5 protein-coding genes are annotated in these 14,691 nt (G+C 44.5%); 3 read left to right on the forward strand and 2 right to left on the reverse strand.

Annotated features, from left to right (window positions below):
* On the reverse strand, positions 1-10,327 hold a 10,327-nt coding region (locus WC955_11090; protein MFA5859593.1), incomplete at its 3' end, for an FG-GAP-like repeat-containing protein.
* Between the two features lie 206 nt (positions 10,328-10,533).
* A complete protein-coding gene (locus WC955_11095; GenBank protein ID MFA5859594.1) occupies positions 10,534-11,031 on the reverse strand; it encodes a cyclic nucleotide-binding domain-containing protein in 498 nt (165 codons plus the stop codon).
* Between the two features lie 338 nt (positions 11,032-11,369).
* On the opposite strand from WC955_11095, the gene ilvN reads away from it, so the two are divergent.
* From ilvN to WC955_11110, 3 genes are read left to right on the forward strand one after another with little or no spacing between them, the layout of a single operon-like run.
* Entirely contained in the window at positions 11,370-11,891 is a 522-nt protein-coding gene (ilvN, locus tag WC955_11100) for an acetolactate synthase small subunit (protein MFA5859595.1), read from the forward strand.
* A 26-nt stretch (positions 11,892-11,917) separates the two neighbouring features.
* Positions 11,918-12,979, forward strand: a complete 1,062-nt coding sequence (gene ilvC, locus WC955_11105) for a ketol-acid reductoisomerase (protein MFA5859596.1) — start codon at positions 11,918-11,920, stop codon at positions 12,977-12,979.
* A 7-nt stretch (positions 12,980-12,986) separates the two neighbouring features.
* The gene (locus tag WC955_11110; protein MFA5859597.1) at positions 12,987-14,552 is read left to right on the forward strand and encodes a 2-isopropylmalate synthase; all 1,566 of its coding nucleotides are present in this window, start codon (positions 12,987-12,989) and stop codon (positions 14,550-14,552) included.
* The last annotated feature ends 139 nt before the right edge of the window (positions 14,553-14,691 follow it).

Below are 14,691 nucleotides of genomic sequence, written 5' to 3' on the forward strand. Positions count from 1 at the left end.
CGTCGTAGGAAGTCGCTACTCCGTTTTCATTAAACGCCTGGACTTTATAGTAATACGTAGATGCAGAGTTTAACCCTATTTGAACAAACTGTGGATTTACAAGGTTATTCCCAAACACTGCAAGCGTTGTGGTGCTTGTCACAAACCCGTCAGTTGATCCGATAACGCCCCAGCGAGTATATCCTGGGTTGTCGTTTGTATTCCATTCTATAGTAACGCTATACGACGTCCGTGCGGAAACGTATGTGTTCAGCGGAGGACGGGCGTAAGTAACCCCAAAAATTTCACTTGTAACACTGGTACCTAACACATTATACGCCTCAACTTTGCGGTAATACGTTGTATTCGCATTTAACGCGTTTTCTGTGTAATACGTAGTATTCCATGGTAGTTCCATCACCAGTTCATCTGTGTTTTTACGTAACCGATAATACTTTTCATCTTTTGACACGTCAGTCCAATTCCATTCAATCGATCCCGTCCCTCGGGTAACCGCGTACAGGTTCGCTGCAGCGGACGGAGTGGACCAGAACACAACGTTGTTCGGGTCAAGTTCGTAGTTCGGCCCGGCTTTTATGCCGGTAGCGTTCGTCATTTTCACTGACCCAACACTTGCGCCAATACTTCCCGCCTCAACGTTTGTGGATAAGGTTGTATCAAACGCCCAACTGTCAAACTGGAAATCACCGTTTAAGTTTGTAAAGAACGCACCTGCGTTGTACATGTATGACGGCGGCATATTTGTGAAACTAATATTATTCGCAAAGACAACGTTTGAGGAGTACAGATTATAAAAATCTAACCCTGCGGAGTTCATTGTCAACCCTGTGATCGTAACACTCGCTCCGGCGATCACGACACTGTCCTGGTCCATGTTAATAACTATACCGGTATAAACTTGTCCCGGCGCAGTGCTGGTGATAACGTCTAGTTGTGAATCCGCAATAATTTTGCCGTTACTGCTGTAGATCGAAATCCCAGTTGTTTCTTCAAGACGGATTAATCCGTTACCGTTATCCATTTTCAACGTCCCGCTGATACCAAACCGTGCTGTCCCTGAAATGGTTAATGTAGAGTTGTGGATATCCAGCACGCCGTACACGCTTCCGCCGCCGCTGATATCCTGATACGTAATACTGTGTACAAACCCGGTCCCGAGGTCGAGCGTGCCCATAACATTGATACGTTCCATCAACAAATTCCCGTTCGCGGTCACCGTCGAGTTTTCCCCTACTTGCAAATAACTGCCAAACGTACTGCCGTTGTCCAGGGTGGTAACGTTTTGTGTCCCGTTACCGTCGAAGTTAACTGCAAACCCGGAGTTTATCCAAGATTTTAAGTTAACATACCCGCCGGTTTGTATCCAGTTACCACGGATGTTAACAGTTCCCGACGACCCCAGTCTTGCCAAGAGATTGCCTGCGTTAATAACAAAATCGTTGGTCACTGTGAAACTCGACGCGTACGGTACAGCCAAAACTACTGTGGTTGAGAATCCAACACCTAAAGTAAATGAGGATAACTGCACGTTCGCGATGTCCCACGAACAGTACTTCGAATTGTTTGTATTGTCAAACAACACAGCGTCACCGGTAGTTGGAACAACGTCGTACGTCCAGTTCTCAGCTTCTGACGCGTTATTTGTCGTCCCGCCTCCGTCCCATACATGTGAACTATGCACAATTACCGGATCTGTCATCGTAAATTTAAGTGTGCGAATGTCCCAGTTCTGAGTGATATTGCTATTAAAATATCCGGTGAGGTACGCATCGCCGGTACTGTCAACCGTGAGGTCAGCCGCCCTGTTATTGCCATCATTATTAACATACACTTCAGACGATATTTTCACTAATCCCTGAGTATATTTAACCGTGAAATAGTTTTCATATCCCTGAACACCGGTACTCCCGCCAAGGTACACGTTACCCGCCGGGCTTACTGCCATACCAGCAATACTATCAACCCCGCCGGTATCAAATGTGGTTGACGACTGGAGTACCAGACTGGTATCATATTTTAACAATACAAGGTCAGAATTTTGATTTTGCCCCGCTACGAAAATACTGCTGCCTGCGTTGTTAGACTCTACTGGAACGAAATCTGATAATCCTCCGGAAATAGTGGTGGAGGATACAAACACCAAATTATTTGTATACGAGAACAAACAGTTATCCGACATGAACCCGCTATACCCTGATACAAACACGTTATTTTGTTTATTAACTTTAACATCCATCAAACTATCTTCAAGAAAACTTCCGGTTGCTACTGCAGCTGACGCTATGAACACCAGTGACGGTGAGTATTTCAGTAGGCACCCGTCATTATCGCTGTCATTACTCCCATAGCCGGATACAAATACATTACCGTTGCTGTCCAACGCAAGGGAATACCCTACCGCCGCGCCGGAACCCACGTTAAATGTTGCCGATGTGATAAACACCAACCCTGAACTATATTTTGCGACAACAATATTTGAGTCACAATACCCGGTAACATACACTTCCCCGGCTGAGTTCACCTTAACTCCCTGAGCGTAGTCGTCACCGTTAAAATCGTACGTAGATGACGCCAGCATCACGCCGGTGTTGTTATATTTAACAACAAACCAGTCTTTACTGGCGTTATTCCTCATCCCCGCGACGTATACGTACGGCCCATCGGCAGTTATTGTATCCACTGCGATACCGTATCCTGCATCTATGCTGCCTCCGTCATATAACGACCCGCCGGGTTGTGTGAAATCGCCGGTGAATATGCCAATACCGTCGTCGCTAAACGACCAGTTTACGTTGTTGCCCGAATTCGTGCTTTGTGTAGCAGTAATTGTTTGCCCCGTAGCCTGCGAATCCTGGACATTCACCCCGCGGACTAACTGTCCCGCACCGGGGACGAGGTACAGGTTCCATCTTGAACCCTGAGTTGCACTATGCATCCAAATCCTGGGAGTAGCATAATCACCGTTGTTAAGATTAAGCATATTGCTAACGGTAAACGTTGTGTTTTCTACGCCAATAAAATTGCCGCGGGTTGCAATAAATGTGCTGACTGTATGGCAATAACTCCCGGTATTAAATGTGCTGTTTGCAATTGTAAACCTATTACTCACCGTCAATGTACTATCCGCAATTACGTACTTCATCAAGTACCCAGCCGTCCCAACGGTCATATTGTAGAACGGGTTACCCGGTAAAGGTGTAACTACAAATCCTAACGCACTTGACCCGCCTTTGAATATCACGCTGCCAGTCCCGGCAACAAAACTACCTCCGGTCTGCAGCCAATATCCTGTCGTTATCCCGGTTTGTGACAATACTAAAGTAATAGTATGGTCTTCCGGTTTTAACGTACCGTTTTGTATCAATACGCTATTAACACTGATATCAGTTTGTAATATCACATCGTTCCCCGAGTTTATCACAAAATCTTTCGTCAGTGTCATAGCGGTGCCATGAACGTACTGTGTTGCATTACCCGCCATAATAAGCTGACCGCTACCTCCGGAAATACTTGTGTTGATATATCCCATGTTGCCTTTTAATGTCACAGTTGACCCTTTAAACGAAAACCCGCCGCCGTTGATCAAGAAATTGCCGCCGATATATATTGTTGAGTTCAACTGTCCCAGTGTAGGATGCCTTGACCCGTTGATAATTGTAAAATTACCATTTGCGCTGAACTGCGAGTTAAAAATCCACTCGCCGCTGTTCAGGACTACATGATAAAAACTTGTCCCCGGAGTAAGAGTAATATACGGCTGCCCGCCGGTAAACGTCATTGTGCTAAAGCACGCGGTCAATGTCCCGCCGGTAACCGTGAAATTCCCCGAACTACCGCCTATGGTATGGTTAAAATCACCGGCGATAAATTCACCTGAGATCAGATTAAAATTGCCGTAAGTTTTTAACGGTGCCATCATTTGTACTGACGACGAGGAATTGATGTCAAACCCGCTTAGTTGGCTCCCGGATTGCAGCTGTACCGTTTGTGCGCCAGTGCCGGTAAATAACACTTTCCCGCGGGAAAGGGTTATATACCCTCCGGTTTGTACAAAATTACCTTTTACCTGATGAGTATAATCCGCTACGCCGGACGTAGTAAAAGTCCCTGCGTTTACTACAAAATTGCCAAGTATTGTCATTGACGACATCGTTACAACAGTTGTGGAAAACCCTACGTCAAGCGTTATAGTTGAAATGTTAATATTACTCATATTCCAGTAACACGCTTTGTTCGGGTTCGTAGTATCAAACTTTACCGAATCATTATTTCCCGGGGTAATATCATCAACCCAGTTCGCAGCTTCCGACGCGTTGTTTGTGGCCCCGCCGCCGTCCCACACATGGGTGGTGAGGTCAACAGGATATGCCGTTGCACCGTTAGATAATTCTGACCAATTACCATTATCATCCTGCGACCATATACGGAAATAGAACGATGTGTTTGACGTAAAGTCAGGGATTGATATATTTGTAAGAGTTCCTGCTGAAACAGATGTTGTAATCTCGACATCAAACGTGTTGTAGTTCCATCCGATATTAGGATTAACATCCCAGTCTATACGGTACTTACCACTTAACGTATTAACATTCCCGTCATCACCCGGCGCGGTCCACGTTAAATTAACCTTACGCTCGTACACCGGAGTAGCGGATAAGTCCGTCACCGCAGCTGGTGCGATATTGATGTAAACCTTATTATACGCAGGCCACTCGGATTGGTTATTATTGTTATCCACCGCACGGACTTTCCAGTAATAGGTTCCTTCAGTCATCAATACATCCGCCTGGGAAACTATTGGTGAAGAACTATAATTTACTGACCCAAACCCTGAATCGTCATCAATAACCAGTTCGTAATACTTAACACCCGACCCGGTATCAATAGAGTTTGACCAGTTAAAGTTTACCGTTGCATTTGTAACAGTTTGTGCATCACCCGGTGATTCCAGTGTTACCACTGCCGGTATTGTCCCGTCAAGAGTAAGCGTGGAAACATACGCGCTGTACCCTGTGTTAACCTCATTCCCGTTTTTCGCGCGTACCTGGAAATAATAATTTGTAAATTCCACAAGATTCGTTACCACTGTTGAAGTCATTACCGCCCACGAAGTAAATTTATCTCCTGTTCCATCAAACGCTGACGTGGTTGAATAATTTATCTCGTACATTGTGCCTGCGGGATTATTAGCATCCCACGCGAGTGTTGTGGAGAACGAACTTGAAGATACTACATATAATCCGGTTGGCTGCGCAGCGTTTGTGTATTTCGATACTACGGCTGTTGAACTCACGCCAATCGGGTTATACGCTGCAACAAACCGCAGATATTCAGTGTTCGGTACAAGATTATTTTCTATCCATGTATTGGCATTCACCTGTAATGTTGTTAGTAACCACGATGTGCTGGTATACACTTTATACCCTTGTTCGTCTTCAGTAGCGTCAACCCAGTCCCAGGTAATACTCGTAGAACTCGTTACCGTCCCCGATAAATTCATAGGGTCAGACGGTACTGTCCAAAATACCATGTTATTCGGGTCATACTCATATATAATCCCAGCTTTTGCACCTGATGCGTTAAGCATCTTTATGTATGCCGGTGCGGATAAACTGCTAACCGCAACGTTGGTGGTAACTGTTGTGTCAAAGAAGCAGTTGCTGAACGTATACTGCGTAGTCCCGGCAAGCATAACATTTAACGCTCGTGCGTTTGGCGCGAGATTAATAAAACTTACGCTTGAAAAGTTGGCTATATAAGTCCCGGTATTCAACATCATACCGTTGGAGTTTAGGTTTTCTATACTCAACCCCATAAGATTTACTGTCCCTGCGGTAACCGTAAAACTATAGTACTCACCTGCAGGTGAAGTTATTCTGTCCATTAACGAATCCGCGACAACCTTGCTTCCAGGTTCAAACGTAATACCACTCGCGAGTTTTACGACTGAACCGTTGTAAGATGCGTTTGAGAGGTCAAGAATACCGCCAGAATGAACACTTACCGGCCCATAAGCCGTAAACGTACTGTTACGTATATCGAACTGTCCGTATATTTCGCTGTTGTTATTAACCGTCAACAAGCTGGGCGCGCCGGATAAATATACTACCGCACCGGTAGAAATTATTAATACATTCGCGGTCTGGGTTGACGAGATATACCCCGACCCGCCGGCAAATTTCAGTACATTGAACGCCGCAGGGTTAGACTTCACTCCGCCGTAGACTGTCACTGTGGACCCATCCGAACTGAAACCGGACGACGCAGCGCTCTTGAGATCAAGGTCGCCGTAGACCGTAACTTTCCTGTTGCGGATATCAGTATTCCCGCCGGTAGTGAACGACTGCATTATAGTAATATCGTTTACTAAACTAACAGAATACCCGCTATTTTTTTCGTATGCATATAAACTACCCAGCGTTTGATTCACTGGAAGGTTTATGACGGTATCCTTATTTCCATACGGAGATATCGCCCCGTTGCCGTAGTTCAAATACCCGGGTTCTGTCACGGTGAGGTTACGCTGTACCCTGACATTATTAGAATTATTAAATTCTAACACGCCGTATTTTGTGACGAGGTCGTTCGTAACATCCAGCCCGCCGCTGGACAACGTTACTGTACTACCGTTAATTTTGTTTATTTCAAGGTCATACACACCGTTTAACGCGCCGTTATACATATACTGCCGATTAACACCGTCGAGGATCCACTTGCTGTTTGTCATAGTGTTGTCTAGCGTACCGTATCCGTTCCGCGCATCGCCGCGTAAGGTTACCGTCGAGTTTGATGTGTTGAACACGCCGTTGCCGCCCAGCCCGGAGATCCACCCTTCTTTCGTAAAATTGCCGGTAATATACAATTTCGTATTCTGACAGAACATCGTACGCTCGGCTTTGTTCCAGATTTCCAAACTCCAGAACGTTGTGTTGTCGAGTAACGTCATCCAGTGGTCCGTTGTTGTGCTGGTACTGTAGAAACAGACGGTGCTCGTACGCGCGTCAAACGCGCCGCCATTGTACAGCATATTACTCATAATCGTGATACTGTCGGTGTTAATTACAAACGTACCGCTGGAAATCGTTAATGTGTCATTAAACGTAACGTTTGTACTGATATTAACCGTCGCGAGGTAGTCCGTGGTTATAGTCATACTGCCGATATTAACCGATTTCGGGATGTCCCATGTACAACTTTTCGTTGGGTTGTTACTGCCAAACACGATATTGTCACCGGTACTTGGCGCTATGTCGTACATCCAGTTCTGTGGATTCGACGCGAAGCCGTCCGCCCCGTCGCCATCCCATACGTGAGTATAGGTATAGTGTTGTACATATGTGGACTGTTCTACTGACCACGCGGATTTCCGCAGGCCGGTATCGATAGACTGTACCTGCCAGTAATACGTAACTCCTTCTCTAATGTTTGACAGGTTCAACCCAGGCTGAGTTGAGGCTGCAACTACGTACCCGTGAGGATAATTGCCAAATGATGCAGTTCCTGCGCCGGTACTCGGTGATACTATCCATTTGCTCAGGCTGTTTGTGATAGATTCCGTGGCAATACGTACGTTGTAGTACAACCCTTTTTGCTGTGTTGTTTCAGAATCGGTAGAGTAATTCCACCGTAATTCAAGTTGAGCGTTCTGAGTTGATATTTGTGTAGCAAAACCCGTAGACGGTGTAGCAGGAATTGAATTTGTATTCCCAAACTCAGCTTCTAATGATTTGTATACCCGGTTTGTTTGCCCATCATTCCCTACTAACTGGTCTAGATCACCGTCATTGTCATAATCGCCCCACGCAACTCCCCTAGTGTATCCGATTTCCGCTGAAGTCCATACACTTGTAAACGTCCCGTCGCCGTTGTTGCGATATACACGGTTTGGTTGATTCTCATTCACAACTACCTGGTCCAACTTCCCGTCATTATCATAATCACCCCACGCGATAGCGTTGGTACTTTCACTTTCCGCTGAAGTCCATACACTTGTAAACATCCCGTCGCCATTGTTGCGGTAGACACGGTTTGGTTGGTTATAATTCCCTACCAACTGATCCAAATCACCGTCATTATCATAATCACCCCAGGCAATACCGGTAGTATTTTCAGTTTCTGCAGAAGTCCATACACTTGTAAATGTCCCATTGCCGTCGTTACGATATATACGGTTCTGCCCGTTATTCCCCACCAACTGGTCCAGATCGCCGTCATTATCATAATCGCCCCACGCAACACTTAACGTGGTTTCACTTTCCGGCGAAATCCAGATACTCGTAAACGTTCCGTCGCCATTGTTGCGGTATATTCGGTTCTGACTATAATTTCCCACCAATTGATCCAGATCGCCGTCATTATCATAATCACCCCAGGCGACACTGCTGGTATTCCCGGTTTCTGCTGAAGTCCATACACTTGTAAACGTCCCCGTTCCATTGTTGCGGTATATACGTTTTACCTGACCCACATTACCTATCAACTGGTCTAAATCACCGTCATTATCATAATCGCCCCAGGCAACACTTTGGGTCTGTTCATTTTCTGATGAAGTCCAGGTATTTGTAAATGTCCCGTCGCCATTATTACGGTATACACGGTTATATCCATTCTTCCCTGCTAGCTGGTCTAAATCACCGTCATTATCATAATCGCCCCAGGCGACGCTACACGCACCTTCTGTCTCTGCTGAAGTCCAGGATAACACAAAACTGCTTGTAATAGCAGATTTTGTGTCTGACCATACGGACCAGTTACTACTTTCATCCTGCGCGCGAATCCAAAAATAGTATGTTGTCCTCGGTCTCAATCCGGTCAATACCTGTGAATACGTTTGTCCCTGTACATAATCAGTTGATATAACTAAATTGTACGCTCCTATACCGGTAGGATTTACGTTTTGTGCAGAGGAATAGTTTATTTGCCATTTTCCGCCGATAACGTTACCGTTGAAACCATTATCCCCCGGTGTGGTCCAGGTAAGCTGTACCTGAGAATTTGTAACGGCTAAGAGGCCGGTAATTTGCGAGGGAGAAGTGTCTTCAATATGTTTAGACAACCATAACCTCAGCCCGCTATTATTCGTATTACCGATAACATAAACGTCTTTTGTTATACTATCCACACACACTTTGTTCCCGTTATCAAAGAAAACTCCGGGTGATGAGTATGTCATACTGGAAACTAGCTGGAGATTATAACTGTATTTCCCTAAAAATATATCGGTTCCGGACGATGTTGTGGCAGTACCGACAATATAAATACTATCAATATTGTTTGTATCAATCCCGTACCCGCGTTCATCATAACTACCTATTCCTGACACCACAACGCTTGATTGAAATACTAATGACGTTGATTCCCATTTACCAATAAAAATTTCGTCATTCGCATTATTTCCAACACTACCCGCAATGAATAGTTGGGTACCTACAAGTTTTAAGTCATACGCGAAATCCGGCATACCGCTTGTCCCGTTTATTGTTTCTGTTTTTAAATAGGATAGCCCTGAATCAAATTTAAAAACCGCAAGGTCTTCTGTAGAAGCACTGATATTACTGCCCGATATAAACAGGTTACCTGAATTATCAGATACTACGCTATAACCAACCTGGTCAAAACTTGTTGAATAGCCGGTCTGTGAGAGTAGTCCTAAAGTTTCGGAATTTAGTCTAAGCAGGAGAACATCTTTGGCAGTACCAATTTTTTCGCCGGTAACAATTATTTCGCCACTAGGGTTCTTACACAAACCACGGCCAATAGAATCCCCAGAACCCTGCATTGCTGTATAAGATGTTATATACATAAGATACGGGTCAAACTGCCCCACCCAGACACATTTTTTACCTTGATCATTATACGCACTGCCTGTGCAGTAAATATTACCGTTTGGGTGAACCATAATCCCGTACCCGTTATCCGCGCCAAGAGGATTGTTTACCGTATAGCTCGCGATTAACACCATTGCCGCATTGTATTTACCCAACCATATCTCCTGGTCACCATCGATTGTGTTACCTATGACATACGTATTCCCGTCAGTATCACGCGTAACGTCGTACCCCACTGATGCACCGGTGAAGGTGTATGTAGAATAATTGAAGATTGCCATACTGTTTTGCGATGTTATCAGCAACAAGAGTAACACCATAGGGATTAAAATTACTCTTTGAATCTTACCAACATCCAAATACCATCGTAAAAAGTTCATAACTTTGTTCTCCATATAATCATTTAATTTAATCAAAAATACCGGGGTTTTAGGCAAAAAAACACCCCTCGAGGTTTTACTTACAGCATTAGAACTGACTAGTTTCGCGATGTCTACCATTTGTTCTTTCTAAATACAATGACTTTATAGAGAATAAATTTTCATTCAGAATATTTGAATTCCTTAAAAATTTATTCCCTTTCGCTTTACTTATTCTAAACTATTACTTCAAATTACAACTACTGCCCTTATATTAATAGTTAATAAACAACAAGTAGTCAATGTGATAATGTTCACACTTGTCAGCTTGACGCCGTACCCGGAGACTAGATCCCAAAAAATTTCTTTATCTTGTCCGACATACCTTCCGGTGTGACTTCAGAACTGCCTTTGAGTGTTAACTGTAACTTCCTATGTGAAAACGTCCGGCCTATGAGGTCTGCTATTGCCGGATTTTTTTGGAGTGTACGCTTGAAATCAAGTTTGTGCAGTACAAAAAATTCAGAATCTTCATCAGCAACAATCGTGGCGGTCCGTGGTGCGCCAGTTAGTAACGACATCTCTCCAAAGTATTCGCCAGGACCAAGGTGTTTTAGTAACTTTTTATTACTAAACCCTTCTTCTAGAACAACGGATACTTTACCTTTCACTATCAAAAAGAATGTATCTCCTTCGTCATCCTGACGGATAATCGTTTGTCCTTTGCGGTACTTTACATGGTAAACACTATCCGCTATGGATTCCATATCACTAAACGATAGATAGGTTAAAAAATCCACTTGTTTTAGTACTTCGGTTAATTGTTTAGCTTCTTCCGGGCGCATTTTTTTAATTTTCCCCCGTTTACATTAAAGTATTGGTTAACTATTTGCTACATATAATTATACATAAATCCAATTACTAAAAACAATATTTAATCATATTCGTGTATAGACACACACAGTGTGGGTAGTGAGCGGCTTCAGCGTTTTCCGGCCGCGGAAAAGGCTATTGAGCAAACACCCATACTGTGTGTGCTTTAATGACGCAAATATTTGACAAACCGAGTAGGTTTATAGTAATATTACATTAATTATAGAAAAGTTAAGGAGATATGGGGACTTAACCGCCGTATCTCCTTTTTAAGTATTACATTTATTTTCGAAGGGAGCGCACTAATTTTATGCGGAGAACAATTTCCGCGTTAGTAGAGAACAAACCCGGTGTCCTTGCGAGGATCGCAACACTATTCGCAGCACGCGGGTTTAATATCGACTCACTGGTCGTTGGTGAAACTGAAGACCCGTCGTTGTCACGGATGACAATCATTGTCCGCGGGGATGATCGTATACTCGAACAGGTGGAGAAACAGTTGAATAAACTCATCGATGTGGTTAAAGTTATGGATTTCAGTGCAGTTGACCATATTGAACGCGACCTTGCGCTGGTTAAAGTTAAGATTGACAAAAATACGAGGTTTGAAGTATTACAGACCGCCGATATTTTTCGTGCAAAAATTATTGATGTCGGGCAGGAAACTGTTATCGTGGAAGTAACCGGGGACGAGGATAAAATCAAAGCTTTCCTTGACCTCGTAAAACCTTATGGGATAAAAGAACTTGTCCGTACAGGCGTTGTGGCGGTAGCCCGGGGCAGTAATCCAGCAGGTGGTAGTACAGTTAAAAAAAGTGTGGAACATAAATAAATAGGAATAAGGAGAACAAAAAGGTTATGAAATTAAGATTCGGCAAAACTTTAGAACAGGTTATCACGCGGACAGAATTTACGATGAAGAAGGCGCGCCAAGTACTGAAGAATGAAATTATTGTTGTGCTTGGTTACGGCGTACAAGGCCCTGCACAGGCTTTGAATATGCGGGATAACGGGTTTAATGTTATCATTGGCCAGCGCCCGGAAGAAAAAGATTACTGGAATAAAGCAATAAAAGATGGGTGGAAGCCCGGGAAAAATTTGTTACCTCTGGAAGAAGCCGCAAAAAAGGGTACTATCATACAATACCTGATCTCCGATGCAGGACAAATGAAACAATGGCCTAAGTTAAAACCTTTCTTAACCAAAGGTAAAGCATTATATTTCTCTCATGGATTTTCTATTGTATACAAAAAACAAACAAAGATTATCCCGCCGAAAGATATTGATGTAATCCTGGTTGCGCCAAAAGGCAGCGGGACGTCTGTACGGCGTAACTTCCTCGCGGGTAGCGGGATCAACAGCAGTTTCGCTGTATTCCAGGACTATACCGGCCGCGCAAAAGAACGTACTCTGGCGTTAGGTATTGCTATTGGGTCCGGGTACTTGTTTGAGACAACATTTGAGCAGGAAGTGTATAGCGACCTCACAGGTGAACGCGGTGTATTAATGGGCGCGCTGGAAGGTATGTTTGAAGCACAGTACAATGTTTTACGTAAATACGGGCACACTCCGAGTGAAGCGTTTAATGAAACTGTGGAAGAATTAACACAAAGCTTGATCCGTCTTGTTGATGAAAACGGTATGGACTGGATGTATGCAAACTGTAGTACCACAGCGCAACGCGGCGCTTTGGACTGGCGTCATGCGTTTAGAAAAGCGTCACAGCCGGTATTTGACCGACTTTATAAAAGCGTAAAAACCGGGAAGGAAACCGCGATTGTGTTAAAAGCCAACAACGCGCCGGACTACCGGAAAAAATTGTCAAAAGAGTTGGAACAAATGCGGAATATGGAAATGTGGCAAGCCGGCTCTGTTGTGCGGTCCTTACGCCCGCAGAACTGGGCAAAAAGAAAAAAATGAAGGGTCTATGAGTAATATACAAGATAAGAACCGTGTCATCATATTTGACACAACCTTACGCGATGGAGAACAATCTCCGGGCGCGAGTTTAAATACAGAAGAAAAAATTGAGATCGCCTACCAGTTAGCGCGGTTAGGTGTCGACGTTATCGAAGCCGGGTTCCCGATTTCGAGCCCAGGCGAGTTCGAAGCAGTATCGTTAATCGCGAAAAAGGTGCGGGGACCACAAATTTGCGGGCTGGCGCGTACGATAAAAAAAGATATTGACGCGTGCTGGAACGCTGTGAAGTATTCCAAACGCCCGAGGATCCACACGTTTATCGCGACGTCCGAGATACACTTGACAACAAAACTGAAAAAGTCGCAGGATGAAGTGTTGGAGATGGCAAAATCAGCAGTAAAATACGCGCGGACATTGTCGCCCGACGTAGAATTTTCAGCGGAAGACGCTTCACGTACCGACATTGACTATTTGTGCCGTGTGGTGGAAGCCGTGATCGCAGCCGGCGCGAGAACTGTCAATATCCCGGATACTGTGGGGTACGCATTACCCTGGCAGTACGGTGAAACCATAAAAACGTTATTCAACCGTGTACCGAATATTGATAAAGCAATAATCAGTGTGCATTGCCATAACGATTTAGGTATGGCTGTAGCTAATAGTTTAGCTGCAGTTTCTAACGGCGCACGGCAGGTTGAATGCACGATCAACGGGCTAGGCGAACGCGCAGGTAACGCGTCATTGGAAGAAACTGTGATGGGTATATATGTCCGTAAAAACGCACTGAACGTCACTACGGGTATCAAAACTCCGGAACTATACCGCACATCAAAAATGGTCAGCAGTATGACTGGGATAGTTGTACAACCGAACAAAGCGATTGTCGGGGATAACGCATTTGCGCATGAAGCCGGGATTCATCAGGACGGGTTGATCAAGAACCGGTTAACCTACGAGATTATGGACATCAAAACCGTAGGTATTCCGGAAAGCCGGTTAGTACTGGGTAAACACTCGGGCCGCCACGCATTTGTTAAACGGTTAGCCGAGCTGGGGTGCACATTACCCGAAAAAAAAGTGGAAGACGTATTCGCGAAGTTCAAAATTTTAACGGACAAAAAAAAGTATGTATTCGACGAAGACATTCTGGCGTTAGTCGAAGAATCCGCGGGTAAAGTCCCCGAGTTTTTCGAACTGGCATACCACCACACATCGTCGGGTACTGACACTATCCCCACAGCAACTGTACGGTTGAAAAAAGAAGGGAAGTCGTACCAGGAAGCTGCTTGTGGCGATGGGCCGGTAGACGCAGCGTACCGCGCGATTGACAAAATCGCGGGGGTTCACTGCGAATTACTAGACTACTCGTTACGCGCATTATCGCAGGGGCAGGACGCGCTGGGCGAAGTAACCGTAAAAGTTGGATATAAGCACGATACGTATGTTGGCCGGGGACGGTCTACTGACATTATTGACGCCAGTGTCAAAGCATACGTTAACGCGTTGAACAAAATTATATCGACGAAAACTAAAGGGCAGGCCGTAAAACCTAAATTGCGGGCACAGTTATAACCGTCTTAAGGATTTATAGAAGGTAAAAATATGGGACAAACAATTACACAAAAAATATTGGCTGCGCATTTCGGGGTGAAACAAGCCAACCCCGGCGAGTTTATTGAAGCAAAAGTCGATCTCGCATTGGGTAATGATA

Source organism: Elusimicrobiota bacterium, assembly GCA_041658405.1.
Lineage (GTDB): Bacteria > Elusimicrobiota > UBA5214 > JBBAAG01 > JBBAAG01 > JBBAAG01.